Annotated in this window: 19 protein-coding genes; 11 read left to right on the top strand and 8 right to left on the bottom strand. The window is 69.8% G+C overall.

The window, feature by feature from the left end; all coding sequences use genetic code 11:
* Positions 1-3 precede the first annotated feature (3 nt).
* Both RUR_RS01960 and RUR_RS01955 read right to left on the bottom strand, forming a co-directional pair.
* Positions 4-894: a phytanoyl-CoA dioxygenase family protein gene (locus RUR_RS01960; RefSeq protein ID WP_283133094.1), complete on the bottom strand. Its 891-nt coding sequence runs from the start codon at positions 892-894 to the stop codon at positions 4-6.
* Between the two features lie 14 nt (positions 895-908).
* Positions 909-1442 (bottom strand): GNAT family N-acetyltransferase, encoded by a 534-nt coding sequence (locus tag RUR_RS01955; RefSeq protein WP_283133093.1) that lies wholly within the window; start codon positions 1440-1442, stop codon positions 909-911.
* Between the two features lie 474 nt (positions 1443-1916).
* On the opposite strand from RUR_RS01955, the gene RUR_RS01950 reads away from it, so the two are divergent.
* The 6 genes from RUR_RS01950 (at position 1917) to RUR_RS01925 (ending at position 10013) form a co-directional block, all read left to right on the top strand.
* Complete coding sequence (locus RUR_RS01950; protein WP_283133092.1) at positions 1917-2903, top strand: ParB/RepB/Spo0J family partition protein; 987 nt, start codon at positions 1917-1919, stop codon at positions 2901-2903.
* 524 nt (positions 2904-3427) lie between these two features.
* Positions 3428-4813 (top strand): asparagine synthase-related protein, encoded by a 1386-nt coding sequence (locus tag RUR_RS01945; protein WP_283133091.1) that lies wholly within the window; start codon positions 3428-3430, stop codon positions 4811-4813.
* Positions 4807-6600: an alpha/beta hydrolase family protein gene (locus tag RUR_RS01940; protein ID WP_283133090.1), complete on the top strand. Its 1794-nt coding sequence runs from the start codon at positions 4807-4809 to the stop codon at positions 6598-6600. The genes RUR_RS01945 and RUR_RS01940 overlap by 7 nt, the downstream gene beginning before the upstream one ends.
* A gap of 9 nt (positions 6601-6609) precedes the next feature.
* Positions 6610-7983: an asparagine synthase-related protein gene (locus RUR_RS01935; protein WP_283133089.1), complete on the top strand. Its 1374-nt coding sequence runs from the start codon at positions 6610-6612 to the stop codon at positions 7981-7983.
* Positions 7984-8051: 68 nt separating this feature from the next.
* On the top strand, positions 8052-9155 hold the full coding sequence (locus tag RUR_RS01930) for a glycosyltransferase family 4 protein (protein WP_283133088.1): 1104 nt from the start codon (positions 8052-8054) through the stop codon (positions 9153-9155).
* A gap of 15 nt (positions 9156-9170) precedes the next feature.
* Entirely contained in the window at positions 9171-10013 is an 843-nt protein-coding gene (locus RUR_RS01925) for a phytanoyl-CoA dioxygenase family protein (protein ID WP_283133087.1), read from the top strand.
* A gap of 12 nt (positions 10014-10025) precedes the next feature.
* Here RUR_RS01925 and RUR_RS01920 read toward each other — a convergent pair whose 3' ends face one another.
* Entirely contained in the window at positions 10026-11768 is a 1743-nt protein-coding gene (locus RUR_RS01920; protein WP_283133086.1) for an ABC transporter ATP-binding protein, read from the bottom strand.
* Positions 11769-11923: 155 nt separating this feature from the next.
* On the bottom strand, positions 11924-13150 hold the full coding sequence (locus RUR_RS01915) for a hypothetical protein (protein ID WP_283133085.1): 1227 nt from the start codon (positions 13148-13150) through the stop codon (positions 11924-11926).
* Between the two features lie 165 nt (positions 13151-13315).
* On the opposite strand from RUR_RS01915, the gene speB reads away from it, so the two are divergent.
* Both speB and RUR_RS01905 read left to right on the top strand, forming a co-directional pair.
* Positions 13316-14227 (top strand): agmatinase, encoded by a 912-nt coding sequence (gene speB, locus RUR_RS01910; protein ID WP_283133084.1) that lies wholly within the window; start codon positions 13316-13318, stop codon positions 14225-14227.
* A 20-nt stretch (positions 14228-14247) separates the two neighbouring features.
* Positions 14248-15078 (top strand): cupin-like domain-containing protein, encoded by an 831-nt coding sequence (locus RUR_RS01905; protein ID WP_283133083.1) that lies wholly within the window; start codon positions 14248-14250, stop codon positions 15076-15078.
* A 5-nt stretch (positions 15079-15083) separates the two neighbouring features.
* Here RUR_RS01905 and RUR_RS01900 read toward each other — a convergent pair whose 3' ends face one another.
* The 3 genes from RUR_RS01900 to RUR_RS01890 are packed head-to-tail and all read right to left on the bottom strand — an operon-like array spanning position 15084 to position 17882.
* Positions 15084-16001, bottom strand: coding sequence for a glucosamine inositolphosphorylceramide transferase family protein (locus RUR_RS01900; protein ID WP_283133082.1), 918 nt, complete (start codon positions 15999-16001; stop codon positions 15084-15086).
* A gap of 1 nt (position 16002) precedes the next feature.
* Positions 16003-16764, bottom strand: coding sequence for a TfuA-like protein (locus RUR_RS01895; protein ID WP_283133081.1), 762 nt, complete (start codon positions 16762-16764; stop codon positions 16003-16005).
* Positions 16752-17882: a YcaO-like family protein gene (locus RUR_RS01890; RefSeq protein WP_283133080.1), complete on the bottom strand. Its 1131-nt coding sequence runs from the start codon at positions 17880-17882 to the stop codon at positions 16752-16754. The genes RUR_RS01895 and RUR_RS01890 overlap by 13 nt, the downstream gene beginning before the upstream one ends.
* Positions 17883-18055: 173 nt before the next feature.
* Here RUR_RS01890 and RUR_RS01885 point away from each other — a divergent pair, with 173 nt between their 5' ends.
* The 3 genes from RUR_RS01885 to RUR_RS01875 are packed head-to-tail and all read left to right on the top strand — an operon-like array spanning position 18056 to position 21632.
* Entirely contained in the window at positions 18056-18817 is a 762-nt protein-coding gene (locus tag RUR_RS01885) for a phytanoyl-CoA dioxygenase family protein (RefSeq protein ID WP_283133079.1), read from the top strand.
* Positions 18818-18843: 26 nt separating this feature from the next.
* Positions 18844-19869, top strand: coding sequence for a MupA/Atu3671 family FMN-dependent luciferase-like monooxygenase (locus tag RUR_RS01880; protein ID WP_283133078.1), 1026 nt, complete (start codon positions 18844-18846; stop codon positions 19867-19869).
* Positions 19866-21632, top strand: a complete 1767-nt coding sequence (locus RUR_RS01875; RefSeq protein ID WP_283133077.1) for an AMP-binding protein — start codon at positions 19866-19868, stop codon at positions 21630-21632. Before RUR_RS01880 ends, RUR_RS01875 begins: the two co-directional genes overlap by 4 nt.
* On the opposite strand, the gene RUR_RS01870 is transcribed toward RUR_RS01875, so the two are convergent.
* On the bottom strand, positions 21597-24731 hold the full coding sequence (locus tag RUR_RS01870; protein WP_283133985.1) for a non-ribosomal peptide synthetase: 3135 nt from the start codon (positions 24729-24731) through the stop codon (positions 21597-21599). The genes RUR_RS01875 and RUR_RS01870 overlap by 36 nt on opposite strands.
* Positions 24732-24790: the final 59 nt, after the last annotated feature.

Genomic DNA, 24790 nt, shown 5'->3' with positions numbered 1-24790 from the left:
CGTTCAGGCCAGGTACGACGAGACCGGCGTGGCCAGGGTCTCGTGCCAGGTCTCCAGCTCCGACGGCATGGTGTACGGCACCAGCCGGGGGACCAGCGGCGGCGTGATCCACTTTCGGGACGACCATCCCCTGGTGATCTGGGGCCAATCGGGAAGCCGGGGGTAGTGCTCCGGCTTCAAGGAGGCCTTGACCACGGGGAGACGGCGTGACTGGAAGCGGTACTGGGCGGCGAGCTGGATCGCGGGCCCGGTGTTCTCGGCCAGCCCGCGGGTGACGAGTGAGTGCATGACGACCACGTCGCCGGGCACCAGTGCGAACTCCGCCCAGGTGCCCTCGGTCTCGTCGACGCGAGCCTCCACACCACGGGTCGGGAGGATCCGCAGCGGCCTGATCCGGCGCAGGTCGTCCTCCTGGAGGATCCGCAGGGCGCCCGCGCCGGGGGTGAGCGTGGTGAAGGGCACGAACGCGGTGAAGAAGTCCACGGTGCCTTGGATGTAGGTGTACTCCTGATGCGGCGGCACCCAGAACTCGGGATTGACGATCGTGAGGTGGCGCCGGGGATGGTTGAGCACGTTGCCGCCGATGATCGTGGCCATCAGTGAACCGAGCGCCCGGTGGTGCGCCAGGCGATGGAAGGACTCCAGACGCTGAATGTCCTCGGCGAATCGCCACCATCCCGGTGCGCCGTCCCGGCGGCGCGCGTCCGGCAAAAGATCACTGGGATCGGCGTCCGGAGACAGCCACCCGTGGGCGCCGTAGACCGCGGATATGTCCCGGCGTACGGCGTGCACGGCGTCGGCGGGCAGCAGCCCGCGTACGACGAAGTAGCCGTGGTCTCTGAGTCGTGCCCTGACGGTCTCCCCGCCGGCGCCGAGTTCAACCTCGTCGTCCACCCGTTCGTCCTCCCTCAGTCGTACAACCTGTAGACCACCGCGTCCTGCTCCCACCGCTGGGCGTCCCAGAACCGCCTTCCGTGCTGCCAGGTCTTGTTCACCTCGACCTTGAAGACCCAGGCGTCCCTGTTCCGCAGCTCGGACAGGGCGGCGCGCACCAGGCGGGTGGCGATGCCGCGGCGTCGGCGGTCCTCCCGGACGTAGAGCTCGTCGATCCGGCCGGATCGGAAATCGTTGACGCCTTGGTCGTGGATGCCGGCCACGACGTATCCGTGCACGTCATCGCCCTCCGCGGACACCAGGCAGAACGCGTCTTCCGCGGTGAGCAGGTGTTCGAGCAGGCGGGTCATGCCCTCCTTGGGGTCCAGGGTCTGGACTTTGACCTCGGCGACGTCCGTCCGCGCGGGTACCGCGACACCGGGCCCCCAGCGGTCGTAGGAGAGGATCTCCAGATCGTCGAGCACGTTGGTTCCCCACAGGAGCCTGACTTGCTCTATATCACCCGAGGCCAGCGGTCTGATCTCTGTGTTGGTGATCGGTGTGGTCACCGACTCTTCCCGGCTTCGATGCACGGTACGGAGCTATCACGAGTGAAAGCACTCAGTCCACTCTCGAATGAATCGGGAGGGCATGTCCGTAATCCAGGGACATCTTCGGGTGCGGGGCAATGTTCTTATATGTCTATCTCGATCACATCACTACGCCCCATGATGTGACGAGCAGCTGTGGCCGCCGCGCATGTTGAACCGTCTCCAGCGGTGTGCGGGTGGATCCTCGCGCAGCGCCGAGTTCTACGCGCGGTGTTTCGAGTCTGCCGAGGCCACGGTGGGGGGCTTGGCCATTTCACTGTTCCTGACTGCTACGGGGGAGGAAAGGTGAGTGTTCAACCAGAACTAAAATCGCTGCCAACCGTCAAAGGCTCGTCGGACGACGATCCGTGCGTACTCCATGACACTTCGGGGCCAAACCGCTATCGGCACCCGAGGCCGTATCCACAGAAGACGCGCAGGGTCGAGATCGGTTTGCTGCACCCCGGCGACTCACCTCGCCTGTCGGGAGAGGACGAGGCGCACATCCGGCGGCTCGCCGAGACCGACGCCACGTTGCCGCCGATTCTCGTCCACAAGCCCACCTTGAAGGTCATCGACGGTATGCATCGCCTGCGGGCGGCCATCCTGAGGGGCCATCGTTCGATCGAGGTCGAGTTCTTCGACGGTTGCGAGGAGGACGCCTTCATCCTCGCGGTGAAGGCCAACATCGCACACGGGATGCCACTCTCGCTGGCGGATCGGCGGGCGGCCGCCCTGCGCATCCTGTGCTCGCAGCCGCACATGTCCGATCGCGCGATCGCGGAGGCCGCAGGGTTGTCCGCCAAGACGGTTGCGGGGTTACGCCGGCATTCAACCGAGGAGGATCCTCAGTCGAACAGCAGGCTCGGCAAGGACGGGAGACGCCGGCCGCTCAGCGCCGTGGACGGCCGGCGCCGCGCCGCCGATGTGATAGCCGCCCGTCCGGGTGCGACGCTCAGGGAGATCGCCAAGGACGCCGAGGTGTCCCTGGGAACCGCGCACGACGTCAGAGAGCGGATGCGCCGGGGAGAGGATCCGGTCGCGCTCAAGGGCCGGGGCGGAGCCCATGTCGGCGACGGAGTCAACCGGCCGGTCAACGGCCTGGGAACGGACGGCTGCGGAGAGGACGGGTCCGATCCCGCGGTGCTCGGGCTTGAGGCGGCGGCTCTCGCGGAAGCGCGGCGGAACGAGGACCGGAAGGCGCTGGCGCGGCTGCGGTCGTTGCAGAAGGATCCGTCACTGCGGTTCACGGACGCGGGCAGGGAGTTGCTTCGCTGGCTGCACGTGCAAGGGCATGCCGAGGACCGCCGCTCGGACATGATCGAGGCCGTGCCGCCGCATCTCACGCTCATCGTCGCGGATCTGGCCATGTACTGCGCCGAGACCTGGCGCGACTTCGCGAAGGAGCTTCAGGAACGTGGACGCGACCTAGCCCGGTGATCAACCGGGGATTTCCGATGCCGGGCTGGGAGGTCGCGGTGTGTCCGGTGTTCTCGTACGGCGTGAATTCGGTCCGGGGTTACCCACCGTCCATCGGCGCCGGGCCGCGACACGCGGAATTAGCTATTGATATCGATGAAATTCATGAATGAGGGCGATGGGCGCAATATTTGACCCATTATCGCCTGCCTTCTAATCTGCGGAATGGTTGCAACCGCTCACCTTCTATAGGGAAAGGAAATGGTATGAGCCATTCCGATGACCCCCGCGACAGTTGTGGCGGGGCACGGCGCTGCGGAGGAAACCTGCTGGTTTCCACTGCGGCTCCGGCGAAGAAGGAGTCCTCGATTACGCGTAATCTGCGTGCGGTAACGGAGATCGTGGCGAGTGTTCGCTCGTCGATCGCCCTCCGTAGAGGCCGGTAACCGGGAATAATGCCTATTCCCAACGAGGGGGGCCACCGCGGTGGCTCCCCTCGCCCCATACAGGCGCGCGCGGTACGGACGGACACGGCGCAGCGGGATATGGCGCAAGCGCGAACTCCACTGGCGCAGAGGCCGGTTTTCATCGCCGACCGTACCGGCGAGACCGCGAACGACCCGCTGTCGCTGATCGACGGCACTCCGCGGTTTTCCCTGGAGAAGATCGCGATCAATCTGGAGAACCCGTTTCTGGAAGCGGAGTTTCCACCGGCCTGCCCGTGGGAGGGGGTTTCCCGGCTGGAGGAGCCGGTCTCCGGTCACCGGCCCGGCTCTTCCTCGGTGTCCGACCTGCGGGACGCTTTCCGGGACGCGGTGAAGGCGTGCATCGGAGAGGCCGACGTGGTCGCCGTGATGTACTCCGGGGGCCTGGACTCCACCAGCGTCCTGGTCACCGCCGCCGAGATCTGCAGGGCGGAGGGCCGCCGGCTACTGGCGATCGTGTGGAATCTGGACGATCAGTACGGCGTGCCGACGGGACAGCTGGCACACCGGCAGCTCAAAGCCATGGAAGTGCCCTGCGAGCTGAAGGTCATGCCGGTGGACTGGCGTTCGTTGCCGGAACCCGGCTGGAGTCCGGCGGGTATCCGGATCGACTACTACACCCGGCTGCACCGGGCCATGGTCGACCTCGTCGCCGCCGAGGGCGCCGAGGTGCTGTTGACCGGCGTGGGCGGAGACGAGGTGCTCGCCGCCTGGCAGTTCATGACTCCCGACCTCGTCGCGGCTCGCCGGTGGCGCGACCTGCGCGGTTACCAGCTGGGCTTCGTCAAGGGCGACACCGTCGTCGAGCTCATGGCCGAGGTGGTCAGCGGTGGAGCCCGGGCGCTTCCCCCGGAGCGGTCCTTCGACCTCTACGCGGCGTTCGCCTTCGGTCGTCAGCTCCGTCCTCTGCCGAGTCCCGTGGTCACCGATCGGTTCCGGCCCGTGGTGGAGGCGGCCGCGCGCCGGTGGCGGCGGGCCCGGTTCGAGCGGTTCGCCGCGGACCGGCAGACCTGGTCCCAGGCCTCGCTGTGGGACTCGATCTACCCGCTGGCCTACGCGGCGCACCCGGCCGGTGTGCCGATCTACGAGGCGTCACCCTTTCTGGAGCCGTCGTTCATCCGGTACGCCCTCGGCCTGCCGATCGCCGATCGCTTCCGTTACTCGAAGGCTCCGCCGTACCACTGGTACAAGCCACTGCACTTCCGGCTCCTTCCGGAGTCCTACCTGGCCGTCGCGCCCACGTACAAGCAGAGCTACTCGCACATCTTCCGCGAGTACGAGCTCGACATGCTGCCCGACGACGGCCTGGTCAGCGTCGACCTCGGCCTGGTCCGGCCACTGGACAAGCGCGATCTGGACCGGATCCACCCCAGGCTGCCGGCCGCCCTGCGCAATGTGGAGCAGTGGATCCGCGGCGCGCTGGCCTTCGGCGCGGAACCATGCTGAGCGGGCCCTCGGCGGCGGAACTCTACGCCGACTGCGACGTGGCGGGCATCGGGCTCGCCCCGGACGGCAGCAGGGTCGGCGTGGTGACCAACCACGCGTACGGGGGGCGGCTCACGGTACTCGACTGGCGGCGCCGCGTCCGGACCACCGTCGCGACCCTCTCCGGGGGAATCAGCGCCCACGCGTGGTGCCCGGACAACAGCACGATCTTCCTCACCGGCAGCCCCGACCCCGGCGGAGCGGAACGGCTCCTGATGGCCGAGCTCGGAGCCGGGCCTCTCACGCCGGTGGCACTCGACGGCGAGCCCACCCTGATGGACCCGGATCTGCACCGGGCGCGGGGAGTGGTGGTCCGCACCGGCGGCGGACTGCACCGGGTCGTCCCCGGCGACGGCCGGGGGCCGGTCGTCATCCCGATCGACGTGCCACCGGAGGTGGACCGCTGCCTGTTCGACCGCCGGGACGAGCCTCGCTGCGGGATCCGCTGGGATCCGGACGGGACCCTCGTGGTGTTCAGCCGCGATCACGCGACCGGCCGGTGGCCGGAGGTGCGCAGGTTCGCTCCGCCCGACTCGCTGCTCACCCATCCCGGTGACGTCACGGCGGACGGCGCCGGGCTCTTCCTGCACGGTCCGCTCGGGGCCAAGCACCTGCGCCTCGCCATACTGGATCTCGGCACCGGCACGCTCCGCATCGTGGCCGAGCAGCCGGGCAGAGACGCCGACGCGGTCCTGCTGCACCCCGTCGATCAGCACCCGATGGCCATCCGGACGGTCGGCGTGCGCCGCGGGCATCTGCCGCTCACCGCGAGCGCCGCCGCGGACCTGCACCGGCTCGGCACCCTGTACCCGGCCGACTACCGGGTCATCGCGACTTCCGCCGACGGCGAGACATGGCTCGTCCGGTACGACGCCGACCGGATGCCGCCCCGCTATGTCGTGTGGGATCGGCGGAACCGGAGCGCGCATCCCGTCCCACGGCACCGGCGGACCGTCGCCGCCCGGCGGCTCGCCCGCACCCGGCCGTACCGGATCGAGGCCTCCGACGGGCTGCCGCTGGAGGGATACCTGACCCTGCCGAAGCGTGGGCCGGGACCGGCTGTGGTCCTGCCCCACGGCGGGCCGTGGGCCAGGGACGACTGGGAGTACAACCCCGATGTGCAGTGGCTGGCGAGCCGCGGGTACGCGTGCCTCCAGCTCAACTTCCGCGGCTCGGAAGGGTACGGCGTCGATCACATGAACGCCGCGGACCGGGATTGGGGCGGGCGCATGCAGTCCGACCTGACCGACGCCGTGCGCTGGGCGGTGGCCGCCGGGTATGCCGATCCGGCACGACTGGCGATCATGGGGACCTCCTACGGCGGCTACGCGGCCCTGGCGGCGGCCACCATGGGACCGAAGGTGTTCGCGGCGTCGGTGGCGGTCTGCGCCGCGAGCGACCTCGTCGCGCTGACCGAGCCGTTCACCCGCGAACGGTCGTACCTGCACGCGCTCTTCCTGCACCGGCTGGGCCATCCGGACCGGGACCGGGACCTGCTGGCCGCGCGATCGCCGCTCACCCACGCCGCCGCCTGCCACACTCCCGTGCTGCTCGTGCACGGCGCGCGGGACCGCCTGATGCCCGTGACCCAGGCCGAGCGGATGGCGGCCGCACTGCGCGAGTCCGGCAGCCCGTGCCGCCTCGCCGTCTTCCCCGACGAGGGACACGGCATCCGCAGGCCCGCGAACCGGGTGATCCTCGCGCGGCTGGTGGACCGCTTTCTGCGCAGTCGATTCCGAAGGCAGTGAGGTGTGACCATGTTCCGCTACAGCCGGCCGGGGCCCGGCCAGGACCCGTTCGACGCCCGACTCCGTTCCCGGGACGCGGCGAACGAACTCGGTGGGGAGTTCTCGGTGAACAACCTGGCGGTCTACTTCGGACTGCCCGGCCTCACCCGCGACCTGTACCCGATCCCGCCGTGGGCCGGCGCCGAGCGGGTACGGCCGGCGCCGCCCCGACCTGACGGCACCTCCGATCCGGAGGAGTTCACCGACCGGTTCCGCGCGGCGGTGGCCGACGCGATGGGCGACCACGACCACGTGGCGATCGCCGGGTCGGGCGGCATGGACTCGGCCGCTTTGATCGACACGGCGGCGCGGCTGTGCCGGCGGGACGGCCGGCGGCTGATCGTCGTCGTGCTCGACATCGCCGACGACACGGGACGGCGCACTCGAAGCCTGGTGGCCAGGCAGCTTGAGTTCCTGCGGGCCGACGCCGAGCTGGTGGCGGTATCCGCGCAGGCCTCGATGTGGCCGGAACCGCCCTGGGGTCCCGCCGGGCCGCGCTTCGACGCGTGGCCGCGACTGCACGCCGGCCTGGTCCAGGCCGCCGCCGACCGGGGCGCGACCGTGCTCCTGCAGGGGAACGGGGCCGATCAGCTCCTGCAGGTACCGCTCTACCTGGCTGCCGAGTTCGCCCGGCGGCGCGAGTGGCGGGCGGGCGCGAGCTACCGCGCGGACACGGCGGACGGCGGCGGGATCAACCGGCTGCTGGCAGCCACCGGGCGGATCGGTGGCGCGGCCCGCGCCCAGCTCTACTGGGCCACGGCGTGGCCGGGGTTCACCACCGACCGCGGCGCCCCGGTGCTGACCGACCAGGCGGCGATCCCCGTACGCGAATGGATGTCCGCTTTTCAGGAGGAGTCCCTGCGGGTGACCGTCGCCGCCCGCGCCACCTGGGCCGAGGCGACCCTGATGCACCGGCTGTTCCCTTACGACCTGCTCGCCGACGCGGGGGACATCCCCGAGATCATGCCGTTCCTGGATCCGACGTTCGCGCGGTACTCCTACCATCTCCCGCTCACCGCCCGGTTCGCCCCGGAGCAGCCGAACGCGTACATGCGGGGGAAGGGGCTGGTCGCCCGGCTGCTCCCCGCCGGGTTCGAGACCGTGCTGGCCGGGCGGCGGCAGCGCTGCTACAAGGCCTACCGGCGTTACTGGCAGGCTGTGGTCCGGGAACCGGACCACAGCCTCGAGCTGGGACTCATCCGGCCGGACTGGCGTCGGCACTGCCGGGACGCCTTCGACATCGCGATGACCATGAGTTGCGAGACCTGGATCAGGGGCGCGCTGGACCGGGGAGCCGTCCCGGCGGGCCGATCCGCCGTGCTCCAGGCGGGATCGACGCCATGACCGGCGTCGGTCATTGGATCCATGTGCCGCCACCGGGAGACCTCTACTCGTCGGCCGGGGGGAGTTCGATGCCGACCGTCGTGGCCGAGCTGGCGCGTCAGCACGCGGCGCGGGGCGGGCATACCTCGGTCGTCGTGGAGGACGGGCTCCCGCACCAGCCGCGCGGGGCCACGCTGCTGCGTTATCCGAGCGGTCCGGTGGCGGTGACCCGGCTTCAGCTCTACCGCGACGCCGCGTCCGCCCTGGCGGGCCGAGGGCGCGCACACGCCGAGGCCGCGCTGGAGCCTGTGATCCGCGCCGTTCCGCCTGACTTCGACGGGCCCGTGCTGCTGCACAACGCCCTGGCGGCGGTCGCCGGATTCGTACGGCTGCGCCCCCGGGCCAGGCTCTGCCTCTATCTGCACAACGACCTGTTCAGGACGTTTGGCCGCCGGGAGCGCGCCCGGGTGATCGAGCGGTGCGCGTTGGTGGTCTGCGTGAGCACGTTCGTCGCCGACAGACTTACCCGAGGTATCCGGGTGCCCGATGGGAAGGTTCTCGTCCTGCCCAACGGGGCCGATCCGGGGCAGTTCTTCCCCGGCGAGCGGAGCCACGACGGCCCGCCGGTGATTCTCTTCGTCGGCCGTACGGTCCGGGACAAGGGGGCACATCTGCTGGTGCGTGCCTGCCGCCGGCTGGTCGCCGACGGATACGACCTGCGACTGCGGATCGTGGGCAGTGCCGGTCTATCCGGTGAGGGCGGGCTCAGCGGCTACGAGCGGCGGTTGCGCCGGTCGGCGGCGCCCCTCGCGGACCGGGTGGAGTTCGTCCCGTTCGCCGACCGGCTGGCCATCGGCGCGGCCTATCGGTCGGCCGACGTGTTCTGTGCCCCCTCGACCTGCCAGGACGCCTGCCCTCTGGTGCTGTCCGAGGCGCTGGCCTCCGGGCTGGCCTGCGTGGTGTCCCGGCGCGGCGGGATGCCGGAACAGGCCGGTGACGGCGTCGCCCGGCTGTTCCGGCCACGCAGGCCGGGTGACCTGCGGCGGGCACTGGAGCCGTTGGTACGCGACGCAGGGACGCGCGCCCGTTACCGGCGGCAGGCCGCCGCACGCGGGGCGGAGCTGAGCTGGTCCAGCCGGTACGACCTGCTGTGTGCTCGGTTGACGGATCGCTTCGCGCTCTCCCATCCATGATCAGAAGGAGGCAGGATGCCGGTAAGGATCAGAGCCGCCGCACGCCGATCCGCGCTGCACCGGGTCGATGTACGCGGAGACCGGCTGACGGAAGCCGTCACCGCGCTCGACAGGGACGGCGCCGTGGTGCTCACCGGCACCGGCTTGGCCGAATCGGCCGGCGTGACCGCGGCGCAGATGCTCGGCGAGCTCGATCTGCTGTTGCCGCACCTCGATGAGCTCACCGTCTACGCGCACGGCCATCTCCGGCAGTATCCGCACACCGGGACGGACAGCCGGGTGCTCGACGTGCTGGGTAACCGCGCCCTGCTCGATCTGTCCCGGGAGGTGCTCGGGCCGGACCGCTACATGGCCAACTACATGGGGCACACCGTCCTGCCCGGCTCCGGCACGCAGCCGGCGCACGCGGATTGGGGGCCGCTGTGGCCCGGGCACCCCGGCTACCATCCGCCGTTTCTGCTCGCCTACAACCTGGCTCTGGTGCCGACCGACGAGACCAACGGCAGCATCCGGCTCTGGCCCGGCTCACACCGCGTCGTCGACGAATTCACTCCGGGCGCGCTGACCGTCCGGGCCGAGGCGCTGGCCCGCGTCGCGCCACCGCTCCAGGTCCCCATGGACGCGGGTGACCTGCTCGTCCGGGATGTGCGGACCTGGCACTGCGGGACGCACAACGCCTCCGCCGTACCGCGGCCGATCGTCTTCGGCCTGATCGCGGCGGGCTGGTACCGATACCAGTCGACCCGGCCGCTGACGATCTCCGCGGAACTGGCCGACCGGGTCGGCGCGCTCGGCGTCGAGGTGATGTGCGACTTCACGGACGACGAATTCGACCCGGTGCGCTGGTCGGTCGGCTGATCGGTCCCGCCGCTACCCCGGGCGGCGGCCGTTGGTGCGGTAAAGATCCGCGTAGACGCCGCCGCCCGCGATCAGGTCGTCGTGCCGGCCCGATTCCACCACCCTGCCGTGCTCCATCACATACGCCCGGTCGCACATGCTCACGGCGGACAGCCGGTGCGAGATGAGCAGCACCGCCTTGTCGCGGCAGCGCCGCCGGATCGTGTCGATGACCTCTCGCTCGGAAAGCGGGTCGAGTGCGGAGGTCGGTTCGTCCAGGATCAGCAACGGCGAGTCCCGATACAGTGCGCGGGCCAGCGCCACCCGCTGCCACTGCCCGCCGGACAGATCCACCCCGTTCGAGTACTCCTTGGACAGCATCGTGTCATAGCCGTCGGGGAGAGCGTGCAGGAAACCGTCGGCCCCGGCTGCCGCCGCGGCCTCCCGGACGGTCATGGCGGGGGTCGGCCGGTCCGGGGCGCCCAGCTCGATGTTGTGCCTGGCCGAGAACGCGTACTGCACATAGTCCTGGAAGATCACCGCGATTCTGTCCCGCAGCGCTTCGGAGCCCTCGGCGGAGAAGTCCCGGCTGTCCCAGAGGATCTGACCGGAAGAGGGCGGATAGAACCCGCACAGCAGCTTGACCAGGGTCGTCTTGCCTGCCCCGCTCAGCCCGACCAGGGCGACCACGCTGCCGCGTGTCAGACGGAGATCGACGCCGTGCAGCGTGTCCCGCGTGGCGCCGGGGTAGCGGAAGTACACGCCGCGCATCTCGACGGTCTCGACCCGGAGGGAGGCCGGGCCGGCCGGCTCACCCCGGGCGGGCGCGTCCGGATCGAATCGGAGGAACGCCTCGTAGTCGCTGACGAACAGGCCGACCTCGCGAAGCTGCCCGGCGCTCCAGCTCAGCACTTGGAGGTTGGTTCCCGCCTCCCACAGCACGAGGACCGCCGCCGCCGCGCTGGCGACGGTCAACCGGCCGCTGACGACCCCGAAGACGATCAGCAAGGCGGCGGCGAAGGTGATCGACCCGGCACTGAACGCCGCCAGGAAAGCGGCCAGGATCCTGGTCCTGACCAGCCGGGACAGCTCGGTGATGCGCTCGTCCCAGAGTCCTCTGAGCAGCCCGCGCAGATGTCCCCCCGACCCGTTGACCCGGATCTCCTTGGCCGCCGCGCGGTCGGCGAGCAGGGTGGTGAGGTACTTCCGGCGGCGGTCGCCCTCGGTGAGCGACTGCTGCAACTCGTAGTAGCCCTTGCCGCTGCGCAGGCTGGTGATCAGCGCGGGGATGTAGGCGATCACGACGATGACCGCGAGCAGCGGGTCGATCACGATCAGGACGGCGAGGAGCGAGATCAGCCCGACCAGACCGTCCAGCAGGGCCTCGACGCCCTGCACCACGGCTTGGGTCTTGGTCTGCGTACCCTGCTGGGCGCGCTCCAAGAGCTGGTAGAAGCCGGGCCGATCAAACCATCCGTACCGGACGTTGGCGCTGACGTCGAAGATCTTCTCCTGGGTGTGCCGGGTCAGTGCCCCCTCGATCAGCCGCATCACATGCGGCCGGATCCCGATCGCGAACTCGATCAGCACGATGAGCAGGCCCAGGCCGGCCAGCAGGGGCAGCAGGTCGCCGAAGGTGCGGGTGGCCGGATCGATCAGACGGTCGATCATCCACTTGGCCAGCAGCACCCGCAGCCCGGCCCCCACCCCGGTGATCAGCAGCAGTACCCCGGTGATCAGTACGTAGGGGCGGGCGCAGGTCCAGAGCAGGGCCATCGACCGGGTGTAGACCCGGATCGAGCCGATCCGCGGTCCGTTCTCCCCTGTCGGAGGGTCTTGAGCCGGATCCCGTCCGCCGGGTACCGGCGAGCCGGGACGGCGTGTCGTCCGGTGGCGTCCACGGCCGCGTCGCTGCCGAAACGCCCGGCCGCCTATCTGCCCACCGCCCGCAGCCAACGCTCCACCCCCCGAAGCGCCGAGGCCAGCCTGGTTCCGCCGGGCACCGGCAACAGCGAGGGGTCCACCAGACCGGACGCCTCCACCAGCACCAGCTCTCCGGCGCGTACCGGCTCGGGCGGATCCGGCGGAGGAGCCGCGGGGAGCCGGTCACGCAGCTCAGGGGGCATGAGCAGGGCGACGGCCGCGTGGGTCCGCCGGTACGGCGTGGCCGCCCGGCGGTCGTACAGCCCGGCCGAGCCGAGCAGAGCGCCCGCCAGGTCCGGATCCAGCAGCGGCACCGCGACAGGTGGCAGCTCAGCGCCGTCCCCGTCGTACCAGGGCTGACGGCCGATGAGGCGGAGGTCCGCCGCCGTCACCTCCAGGTTCCGGTTCCAGCCGCGCCGGTTCAGTCGGGCGAGGCCGGCGAACCAGGCCGCGGAGCACGCGGAGACCGCCTGCCGGTAGGGCGCACCCACCGGTCCTGTGTCCGTTCGCCGGGCGCGCAGGATCGACCTCCTGGCGAAGGGGAGCATGCGGAACGCCAGCCCGCCGGGCGTCGGGCGCAGGTAGGGCGGGCAGGCGTAGGCGTCGTCCGCGCCGCCCGAGGTCAGGAGCACCCCGGCGGCCCAGTCACGCGCGGCCGTCAGCGCGGCCCCCAGTGCCCCTTCCCAGGGGGCGATGGCCGGCAGCGCCGGACGCCATGCGGTGTCGGCGGTCTGGACGTGGGGCTCGAGTATCCGGATGTCGGCGCGCGGGGCGAGCGCGGCCAGCAACGGCGTCGCCGCGATGGCCAGGCTGGTGCCCTCCGGAGGTCCCAGCCCTTCGGGCACCAGCACGAGCAGTTCACGGGCGTCGTCGCGGCAGGCCGAGGCGGTGTGATGCAGCAGGACCACGTCGGCAGGGGTCCCGGTGTACAGGACGGAGGCCCGTTCGTGGTTCCCGAGCGCGTGGCGGATCCGCGCGGCGGCCTCGGCCGGTTCGGGGCGGACGGCGGCCCGTGTCCGCTCGGTCGAGGGCCGCCGTATCCGCACCCCCGACCACGGGGATTCCACCGCCGTGCCCGTGGTCAGGGCGGGCGCGGACAGCAGCAGCGCCAGCCGGGCGAGGGAGTAATCGGCCCCGAAGGTCTCGGAGAGGCCGACCACGTGCCGGACCCGGTCACCCGTCTCGTGGTCGAATGCGAACGCCGACTCGAATGCAGTGGCGCCCTGCTTATGCATGTGTTTATGCATGGCACTCCCCGTGGCGACCGAAATCGAACGTATCGCAATTATGCCTGATCAGTGGAAAATGGACCCCGGCGAATTGTCTCGACCGTTGATGTCGTTCCGTGATCTGATACGGCGAAGGTCGGATACTTCGATGATCGACGTTGGGAGATGCGTATGCGAATGAAGACCTTTCACGGTGTGCCGGAATCCGATGACGGACGGATCCAAGGACGTTCGACCGATATCGCGATCCTGGGTGCGCCGATAGATCTGGGCGCCGCCGACCGTCCTGGCGCGCGTTTCGGTCCGGATGCCATTAGGAACGCACCGTATCTGTCCGGCGAGATATTTCACATTCCGCTGGAGACCCAGGTCTTCGCACACACGGCGGTGGTCGACGTCGGCGACTGCGACGTTTCGATCGCATCGCACGTCCAATCGATCGACAACCTGCGGAAGAAGGCGCGGGAGGTCGTCTCCAACACCGGCTGCCTGGTCACGCTGGGCGGGGACAACTCGGTCGTGCTGCCGGTGATGGAGGCGGTGGCCGAGCGCCACGGACCGGTCGCGTTCGTGCACTTCGACGCGCACACCGACACGTGGGGTGAGCGGACTCCCAAACTGACTCATGCGACCGTGGTGCGCCGGGCCGTCGAGCAGGGCCTGATCCGGCGCGGGCACCAGATCGGCATTCGGGGCTACGGCCCGTTCGGCGAGGTGCTGCGGTGGGGCGAGGAGAACGGGCTGACCGTCTGGTCGATGGATACCATCGAGGAACTCGGCTTCAACGAGGTGATCCAGAGCGTCCTGATGCAGGTCACAGGACCGGTTTACCTCTCGATCGACATCGACGCGCTCGACCCGGCCTACGCGCCGGGAACCGGCACCCCCGAACCCGGCGGGCTGACCAGCCGCGAACTGCTCAGCGCGGTACGGATCCTGGCCCGCAATCTCGACGTGGTGGGGTTCGACGTGGTCGAGGTCTCCCCGCCGTACGACCAATCGGAGATCACCGCGATAGTGGCCAACCGCTGCGTCATGGAACTGCTCTCCGCCAAAACACATCGGGCACGTAACGAGAGGTAGGCCTTTCGACAATGCCAGTCGTGAGTTTCGAAGTCCCCGTCATCGACAATCCGGGCCGCGAGGATTTCATGCGGATCGTCCGTGCGGGACAGCCGGTCATCGTTCGCGGGGCCACGGAGAAGTGGCCGGCGCTCGGCGAATGGTCGCCGGCGTATATCAGGGAGAAGTCCGGCCACCGGGTCGTGCCGATCGAGTTCTACCCCGGCGGCAGCTGGTACGGGCAGTGGACGACGGTGTCCATGCGGCTCGACCGGTATATCGACATCCTGGAATCCGAGGGGGCACCGGAGATGTGCTACCTCGCGCAGGCGAAGGTGGACGAGTACCTGCCGGAATTGGTGGACGACGTGCCGGTTCCCGCTGTTCTCGACGGTCAGGACGGGATCGGTGCCGGTGCTTTCCTGGGCAGGGACAGTATCACCGCGTTGCACTACCACAGCCGGGACGAGGCTCTGCTCTGCCAGATCAGCGGGCGAAAGAAGGTGGTGCTCTACGCCCCGGAGGACTATCGGAACCTGCGTTACGCGCACCCGTTCTCCTACCGGTTCAACTTCAGTGACATGGATCTCTCCGGTGAGCCGGAGACGCGGTACGCCCGGCTTCGCCGCGCCCGGCCGTACGAGTGCGTCCTGGAGCAGGGCGACGCCCTGTTCATCCCGCTGTTCTGGAGTCACGTCACGGAGAATCAGGGACTCAGCGCGTCGGTGACCTTTTTCTGGCGTTCGGTGGACAACACCTGGACACCGCTCTCACTGGCCCTGCGATCCCGGCTCGGCTTCTGGTTCCGCTCGCAGGTCAGCGGCAGGGTGGTCGGCGGGATTCAGAAGCTCTTCGGCTATCCCGCCGTGTAGCCGTCTCAGCGCCAGCCGTCGACGCAGGCGATCCAGCCGCCTCGGCCGTCCGGATGAGAGTCCGTGTGGTGCATGCCGCGCCGGTTCCAGCCGAGGTCGTCGCCGTCCCGGCCACGCTCGAGAACCACCCCCAGGGGGCGCTCCCGGTAGGACTCGCCGGTCAGCTCCTCGATCAAGAACGCGCGGAGCCGCAGGCCGTACCCGCCCTCGCAGTCCTGGGCGAACCGCACCGGGCGGCCGTTCCACAGCACCACCCGGCCGCCGGGCCGCGCCGCGCGCCGGTCGCCGGCCACCACCGGGCTGGCCGGATGCTCGCGCCAGCCGTGCTCCAGGGACTCGCTGAAGAAGAGGCGGAGCGTGTCGTAGCCCTGTTCGGGATCGGTCTCGACGAGCAGCCACCAGAGCCCGTCGTACCGGAACAGGGACGGATCCAGCAGGACGCCGCCGGTGAGCAGGGTCGCCACGCACTCCCAGAGCCACGGGAAACCGGTCGCGCGGTAGAGGCGAACCGAGCGGGTCGCATAGCTCTCCGGGATCATGTAGTACATGCCCTCCCACGCGAAGACCTGGGGATAGGACAGGTGGAACGGCTCCTCCAGCACGATCCGCCGGTATGACCAGTTTCGTGCGTCAGGGCTCGACGCCACACCGATCTCGCCCCGGCCCCGGCTGCGCACGTAGACCTCGAAGAACATCCACCATTCGCCGTCCGCCCGGATCATGAACGGGTCGGCGACGAAGTCGGCGTCTCGATCGGTGACGTCGCGGCGCGTCAGCACCGGTCCGGCCTCCACCGGTCTCAGCTCATGCGGCGCGGGACCCGCGTACATGCCGATCGACCACTTCTGATCGATGGGGGAGATCAGCTCGATCAGTTCACGGCCGAGTCCGCGGGCGAACCGGCGCAGTCGGCCCGGCGGCACGTCAGCCCCTCCCTCGGCCGGCGTCCCGGGCTTCCTGGGCGAGCACAAGGTCCTGCCAGATCCAGGTCGGCTCGAACCCGGGCGGTTGCGGGCGCCCACCGGGTTCGGCACGGACGAGCTCCCGGAGCAGGGTGACCGCGTCCCGGCGCTTCTGGTCGACGCGCCCACCCGGCAGCCACGCCTCCAGCGCCGCCAGCTCGTACGGCGGCAGGCCGATCTCCCGTGCCGTGCCGATGATCGGCGGGTATGTCCTGTCCGGATAGTGCATCGCCTTGGCCAGGCCGATCAGATCGGCGGCGGTCGTCCGGCCGATCACCTCCGCGGCGACGGCGGCGCGCAATGTCGCCCGGATGTTGACCAGGGGCTCCGACGCCGCGGCGTACCCGCTCTCCGCCGGGGCGTGGAAGAGCGCCACCTCGTCGTCGTCCTCGATCTCCCCGTCCCGGTACCACCGGTAGATCTCACCCACACCGACCATGCCGTGCACGTCGAGCTCGGCGGCGCGCAAGGCCCCCATGCTGGAGGATCCGTACACCGCCACCCCGCAGGACATGGCCCACAGGATCTCCTTGTGCCACACCGCGGGCACTCGTTCGTAGTATCCGTCGATGATCCCGATCTTTCGCGTGCCGTCGCGAACCGCGCGGAAGACGCTCCCCATCCTGGCCGGCGGCCGGTAATCGGCGACGAGCAGTTCGCGCGCCTCCTCCAGTGGCAACGTGGGGCCGACGAAGACCACGACGTCGCCGTTCACTCCTCCCATGGGCGCCACTCCAGACCGGGTACCACGACCTTGACCACCGGCAGGCCGTACGCGGGGTCGGTCAGATCCACGACGGCGGCCTGGCGGTGTCCGTGGCCGGCCAGCACGCCGAGCAGCCATGCCAGGTCCTCGTTCGCGGTGCCGTGGTCGGCGTCCCGCAGGTCGTGGAAGCTCCGGGTCGCGGACACCGTGACCTCGGCGGCGACGCGATCCCGTGCGGAACCGTCGAAGTACAGCTCGTAGCGCTCGTCGAAGATGTCGTCGCGGGATCCGGCGATGACGGCCGCCCGCGCTTGCGCGGTCTCCGTGATCGCACGCAGCAACGCGATCCGCCTGAGCGGGTGCGTACCGGACCCCTGGGTCTGCGGCAGAGGCCGGTACCACGGCGAATCCACCTCCACCGCGACGCAGGAGTAGGTCGGCACACCGAGCTCGGAGGTCATGTCCCAGATGATCAGTTCGATGCCGGCCTGTTCGAAGAGGCCGATCAGCCGGTGGCACTCCGGGTCGTCGACGGTCGCCGGATCGACCCTCCTGGCGGCGGACGCCTCCGGGGCGAGCCGGTCGAAACGGACGATCGAATCGCGTTCGATCACCTCGCACAGGGCGTGCACCACCGCCTCCGCCATCGTGTTCCCCGACGCCAGGCCGTTGGATCCGTTCTGGAAGGAGTGCTCGCCGTACGCCGTCGGCAACCTCCAGTCACAGTGCACAGACTCGTACGGCACCCAGACGGGCTCCTCCTCCAGCATCTCCAGTCCGCGGACCCATCGCAGCAGCCGGTCCGGTGCGAACTCGTGGCACGGGCACTTCACCATCCCGGCGACGTCCGCCGGTCGCTCACCGGAGCCCGCCAGCCGCTCCGCGGTGTCGTACCGTACCGGCAGCCGGTGCCGCTCCGCGTGCCACAGCTCGATCGCCTCCATCACGGCGGAGGCGCGGGCCGCGGGCCGGGTGGTGCCCTTGCCCTGGGAGACGGCGAGATTGCGTGAGTCCGGGCGGAAGGCGCAGTAGACCGGTATTCCGATGCGGTCCAGCCCGCCGACACCCCCGACCCGGGTCACCCCCGCGGCGCGGGCGATCGGCGCCACCCGGGCCAGTGTCTCCTCCGGGGACACGCTCCTGTCGGTCCCGTCGCGAAAGGCCTTGGGTGAAGGACGGTGCAAGGACGTGCGAATGCCGTTCAGGTTCATGTGACCCCCGGGCAGTGGCTTGAATGTCCGGGGACAATAATGCAGGATTGCGTTCCGTCGCGAAACTCCGAATTGATCGCATAATCGGGGAGGGCGGTTTGACCTCAGTCACCGGAGGGCTCACCCTTGAACAGCGCTCAGCCTTGGAGGATCTGGGCTTTGTTAAATTAACGAATATCGCCGATCACTCAATGCTGGACGCTATGCGAGACACCTATGACCGGGCCTGGGATGAAGGTGAGAGCGGAATTACCGAGCGGCTGCATCTGCTGAGGTATGCCGCGTTCCGGGAATTCATCGACAGTGCGTCGGCGCTGGCGGCCCCCCGTTCGGTGTACGGTGCGCACCTGCAGCTGCTGGATTACTGGCTCACCTATCAGCCGGGGGCGTCGCGCTGGCGGACCCCGAAGTACACCGTACCGACAGAGCGCGACTGGCATCGGGACGTGAGCTTCGTGGGTGCCGATCCGGCCCGCCCGCTCACCCTGAACATGCTGCTCTTCCTGGATGACACCAAGGATCGGTCCGGCCCGACCGTCGTCCTGCCGGGCAGCCACCGCAGCAGATACGCAGCGGTGTCCGAGCATTCCACCGAGCCGCATCCGGACGAGGTCGCCATCCCCCTCGAGTACGGCGAGGCATTGCTGTTCAACAGCCATCTGGTGCATTCCCGGGGCCGTAACCGGTCCAACCGGCCGCGCAGGGGAGTCGCGCTGCTGTGGGGATTCTGGTTCATCAAGCCGACGGGTGCCGAACTGCCGATCTGTCCCGAGGCCGTGACCGACGCCTCGGAGGATCGACTCCGGCTACTCGGGCTCAGCCAGCCCACGGTCGATCTTTATCTGTTCGAGGGGTTCTAAGGAATAACTTTCACAAGGGGGCACGCGTGCAATTCGGGTTGTTCTTCTTTGCCGCGACCGGTTCCACCTCGGCGGCTGCGGGCTACGATCTGCTTCTTTCGTGTGCCCGGTTCGCCGATGAGAATGACTTCACCGCCGTATGGACGCCGGAACGGCATTTCCACGGGTTCGGCGGGCTCTATCCGAACCCCTCGGTACTCGGTGCGGCGCTCGCCGTGCGCACCCGGAGGGTGGCCATCCGCGCGGGCAGCGTGGTGATGCCGCTGCACCACCCCATCCGGGTGGCCGAGGAATGGTCGGTCGTGGACAATCTGTCCGGGGGCCGGGTGGGAGTCTCGTTCGCCTCCGGCTGGCAGCGTGGGGATTTCACGCTTGCCAGGCAGCCCTACTCGGAGCGGCATCAGGTGTTCTGGGAGGGGGTCGAAGCCGTCCGGGCCCTGTGGCGTGGGGAGCCCGTCGCGTTCGTGGACGCGGAGGGCGAGGAGTCGCTGCCGAAGGTCTTCCCGCCGCCGATCCAACGGGAGCTGCCCACCTGGATCACCACGGCGGGTTCGGCCGAGACGGCGGTCTCCGCGGGCAAGGCCGGTGCCAACCTGCTTACCCATCTGCTCGGCCAGAGCATCGACGAGCTGCGGGACACCGTCGCCGCCTACCGTGGCGCGCGCTCCTCCGGCGTGGGACCCGGTCACGTGACGCTGATGCTGCACACGTTCGTGCACGAGGGGGAAGGCGAGGCCGAGCGGCTTGCGACCGAGCCGCTCAAGGGGTATCTCCGCAGCTCGTTCGGGCTCTCCGCGGCCTCGCTCGCGCGGCTCGGGGTGGACGTGCCCACCGGCGAGCTGTCCCCGGACGACTGGGACGTGCTGCTGGGTTTCGCCGCCCGGCGATACATGGCGTCGGACTCGCTGATCGGCACCCCCGCACGCTGCCGGGAGCTGGTGGAGCGACTCGCCGCCGTCGGCGTGGATGAGATCGCCTGCCTGGTCGACTTCGGTCTCGAAGACGCGGACGTCCTGGCCGGGCTGGGCACGCTGGCGCGGTGCCTGACATGACCGTGCCCCGATCGTTCGAGGTCACCGTCCTGCGGCAGCTGCGCCGGGCGGCCCGCCACCGGCCTGACGCGATCGCCACCGTCGTCGACCGTGGCGGCACCCTCACCTTCGGCGACCTCGACCGGAGGTCGGGACTGGCCGCCTCCGCGCTGCGCGCCCGCGGCCTGGGCCGGGGCAGCCGGGTGGCGCTGGTCGCGGCCGACGCGGAGTGGGACGGCTTCGTGGTCGCGCACTACGCCGTCTACAAGGCGGGGGCCGCCGCGGTGCCCCTCTCCGCCGACCTGCCGGATCACGAGCTCGCCGCCGCCTTCGACGAGACCGCGGCCGATCTGGTGGTCGACGTCGGCGGGCGGCTCACGGGTCACGCGGTGACGCTGGCCGGGCTGGAACGGGCCGGGGAAGGGGGCGACGGGGACGCCGGCGCCGTTGACCCCGACGACCTCGCGTACCTGGTGCGGACCTCCGGCACAACCGGACGGCCCAAGATCGTCGCAGTGTCGCACGCCGGCCTGGCCGCGCTGTACCCCGTGGAGGACATGCTCTCCGGCCTGGCGGAGCAACCCGCCGTGCTGATGACCGTGAGCATCGGAGGCGAGGCCACCCAGGGCCTGGTCCACGACTGTGTCCGAGGGCCCAAACTGGTGGTCCCGTCCCGGTTCGATCCGGCCAGGCACTGCGAGTTGATCGAGGAGCACCGGGTGCGTGTGGTCGGGCTGGTGCCGTCCTCGGCCGCGGCGCTGCTGGCCGCCGCCGATGCCGTGCCGTACGACTTCTCCTCGGTCCGGTGCGTGGTGAGTTCCTCGGCGCCGTTGCCGCCCGTCTTGTTCGACCGGCTCGCCGTCACGTTTCCGGGGGCCAAGGTCTTCAACGCGTACACGCTGACGGAGGGCGTCTCCCTGGTCCACGATCACGAGTCGGGAAGGTCCGGGTCGATCGGCCGGCCGGGGGAGGACACCGAACTGAGGATCGTGGACGGCCTGGGCGACGCGGTGCCGGTGGGGGAGACCGGTGAGATCTGGTTGCGGCCGGTCGGGATACCGCCCCGGCACCACCTGTCGCCGCCCGGTGGGGAGGGCGCGACCAGGATCCTGGACGACGGCTGGGTCGCCACCGGTGACCTGGGTTATGCCGACGCCGATGGATTCGTCTACTTTGTGGACCGGCGCGACGACACGGTCGTGATCGCCGGGCACAACGTGTCCACCACCCGAGTCGAGGCCGTGCTCTCGGAGAGCCCAGCGGTGCTGGCGGCCGCGGCGATCGGTGTTCCGCACCCCATGCTCGGCAGAACGATCGCCGCGGTGGTCACCCTCAAGGCCCCGGCGAGCACCGCCGAGCTGTACCGTCACTGTGCCGAGCGGCTTCCGGCGCACGCCCGGCCCTCCCGCATCACGATCGTCGACGCGCTTCCCCTCACCCCCACAGGCAAGATCCGCAAGACGGCGCTTCAGGACCTGATCGCCCTCAGGCCGTCACCGCGCAGGACCCCGAAACCGGAGCCTCGCACCGCCGATGTGATGGAGACGGTCCTGTCCGCCTGGGCGGAGACCCTCGGCCGGGAGACGGTGGACCCGGACGAGAATCTGCTGGAGGTCGGTTCCTACTCCCTGCTCGCCGCGCAGGTCGCGGTACGCCTCTCCGACGCGCTGGACCGCCACGTCCCGATCGCGACGGTCCTGGAACACGCCCGCCCCGGCAGGCTCGCCAAGGCCCTGATTTTCACCCCGTCAACCGCTCGTCGCCGGATCCGCCCGATCCGGTGAGGAAGGAGGCCGGCTTCGGGGTTGGCGGACGAGCTTGGGCGCCTCGGAAGCACGTGCCATGGTGAGGTGCGCTTCGATCGTCTGGGCGATCTCGCGTACCGTGGGCCGATCGAACAGCGCCCGGAGGGGGACGGCGACCCCGAAGTGGGCACGCAGCCGGGCGAGCAGATGCACGATCAGCAATGAGTGCCCGCCGACCGCGAACACGTCCTCGTCGGCGCCGAGAGCGTCGAGCCGGAGCAACTCCGCCCCGATCCTGGCGACTTCCCGTTCCACCTCCGACATCGTCGCCGGTCGCGTGGACGGCGGGCCGAGCCGCCGGCTCGCCGTACCCGGCGCGCCGCGATCGACCTTGCCGTTGGGCGTCAGCGGGACCGCGTCGATGACGAACCACGACGACGGCACCATGTACGGCGGAAGCCGCTCGGCGAGGAAACGGCGGAACTCATCCGGCGCGGGGGTCTCGGTCACGGCCGTCACCAGGTGGGCCACGAGCCGGTGTTCGCCGCTGTCGTCGCGGACGACCGTACACATCGCGTCGTCGACCAGGGGATGAGCCCGCAGAGTGGTCTCCACCTCGGGTAGCTCGATCCGGAATCCGCGTACCTTGACCTGTGCGTCGTTCCGGCCGACGAACTCATACATGCCGTCCGGCAGCCGCCGCACCAGGTCTCCGGTGCGGTAGTGGCGGCCGGTGCCGAGCCACACGAAACGCTCGCCGGTGGTGGCCGGATCGTCCAGGTAGCCTCTGGCCACGCAGGGCCCGCCGATGTACAGCTCGCCGAGGGAGCCGGTGGGCACGGGGGTGCGGTCCGAGTCAAGGATCAGGAACTCCGCACCGGCCAGCGGCCTGCCGATCGACACCCGCCGCCCGTCGGCCTCGTGCAGCCGCCACGCGGAGGCCCAGATGGTCGTCTCGGTCGGGCCGTAGAGATTCCATTGCCCCCGCCCGAACCCGCGCAAGCGGGCCGCGAGGTCCGGGGCGAGCGCCTCCCCGCCGCACAGCACGCTGACCTTGAGGCCGTCCGAATCGTCGGCGGCCAGGATCATGCGCCAGGTGGCGGGGGTGGCCTGGATCACCGTCGTGCCGCTGCGCCGGGCGAGCGCGCAGAGCTGCTCGCCGTCGCGGGTCGCCTCGCGGGGCGCGACCACCACGGTGCCGCCGACGGTCAGCGGGAGCAGCAGCTCCAGCACCGAGATGTCGAACGAGATCGGGGTGACGGCCAGCCACACGTCGTCCGCGCCCAGCCCGATCTCCTCGGTCATCGCGCGCATGGTCGCGACCGCCGAGCGGTGCTCGACGACCACGCCCTTCGGCACGCCGGTGGATCCGGAGGTGAACATGACGTACGCCGCGTCGTGTTCGTCGTGGCCGTCCACCTGAGGCCCGAGGCCGGTGAGCCCGTTCGCCTTCAGGAGGTGGACCCCGATCCGCCCGGCCACCGTGGCCGTGGTCCGGTCACCGAGTACGACCTTCAACCCCGCGCGTTCCACCGCCTGACGCAGACGCGGCGCGGGGTAGCCGGGGTCGAGCGGGATGTAGACCCCACCGGCCGCGAGGGCCCCGAGGACGGCCGGGACGAGGTCGATCGAGCGCTCCATGAGAACGCCGACGGGGGTCCCGGCGGTGACTCCGCCGTCCCGCAGCCCGGCGGCGATCGCGTATGCCCGTGTCATGAGCTCGGCATAGCTCAGGCGCAGGTCGTCGTAGAGCACCGCCGTCGCGTCCGGGGTACGTGCGGCCTGTGCCGCGATGAGTCCGTCCACCGTCGAGGGCTCGCCGCCGGCGGGCCGGTACGGCGCTGCGGCTCTTGCGGGGATGAGTGGCCTGTCCGGATGCCCGGCCGCCTGGTCGAGCAGGCCGAGGGCCTGTGCTCCCAGCTCCTCGATCAGGTCACGGGAGTAGAGGTCGGCCCGGTAGAGCACGGTCGCGATCGCGTTCCCGTCATCGGCGCGGAGCTGAAACTCCAGGTCGAAGGGACCGGCGGCGGTTCCGGCCGCGACCCCCGCGACCTCCTCGCCGCGGACTCCGGGCAGGGGGTACGACCGCTCCGTGACCTGCACGCCGACCTGCGCGATAGGTCCGCGCACGCCGCCTCTGGGTGGGTTGACCAGCTCGACGACCCGGCTGAACGGCACGTCCTCGTGCTGCAGGGCGCTGAGCAGCGCCCGCCTTCCCGCGGCCAGGCCGTCGAGGAAGTTCGGGTCCCCGCCCAGATCGATCGGCAGGACGACGATGTTGCTGAAACACCCGATCAGAGACTGGAGCTCCGGAAGCGTGCGGCCGGTCGTGACGCAGCCGAGCAGCACCCGGTCGCCACCGGTATGGCGGGCGACGGCCGCCCCGACCACGGTCGCCCAGGCCGCCAGCAGCGTGGTGCCCGCCTCGTGCGCGCGTGCGCGCACCCGTTCGACGGTCTCGACGTCGGCGGGGAAGCTCCGCGCGACCCTGCTCGGCTCGGCGCCCTTCGGCAGGTCGGGGCACGGCCCGGACCACGACGGATAACCGGAAAGCGCGTGCCTCCAATACCGGAAAAGCTCGGCTTGTTCAGGCTCGTCGAGCCACTCCCGTTGCCAGGACACGAAGTCATCGTATTTAATGTTCAACTCCGGCAGTGATTCCGGCGTTCTTCCCGAAATCAGGGAATCGAGCTCGTCCGCCCATATCTCCATTGATCTGTCGTCGGCGATCAAATGATGCGCGACAATCGCGATGACATGCTCTCCTTTGTTGAGATGGAGGAGATGCGCGCGCCACGGCGGAGCCGCACTTACGTCGAAGGGCGTCGCCACACTGGCCTTCACGATCTCCGCCGCCGCGTCCCTGGGTGAACCGGCGGTGGACAGATCCGCCTCGACGAGATCCACATCGAAGCGCTCGTACGGATGAATCCGCTGATGAGGAGGGTCCCACGGGCTGCCGAACACGGTCCTCAGGATCGAGTGCCGGTCGGCGACGGCGCGGAGTGCCTGCTCCACGGCCGCGCGTCCGGGATCGGCCCGCAGCCCCAGACCCGTGACGATATTGAACTGCGGACTGTTCGGATTCATGAGCTGCGTGAACCAGATTCCCTCCTGTGCATATGAGAGGGGGGCCATCGGATCGGAATTCATCGACCGCTCCAGATTTGCTGTTCAACGTTGCGGTGTTCAATTGC

It is taken from the genome of Rhizohabitans arisaemae (genome assembly GCF_025996515.1).
Classification (GTDB): domain Bacteria; phylum Actinomycetota; class Actinomycetes; order Streptosporangiales; family Streptosporangiaceae; genus Rhizohabitans; species Rhizohabitans arisaemae.
Note: the sequence above shows the minus strand (reverse complement) of the source record. Positions and strands in the feature narration are given on the sequence as shown.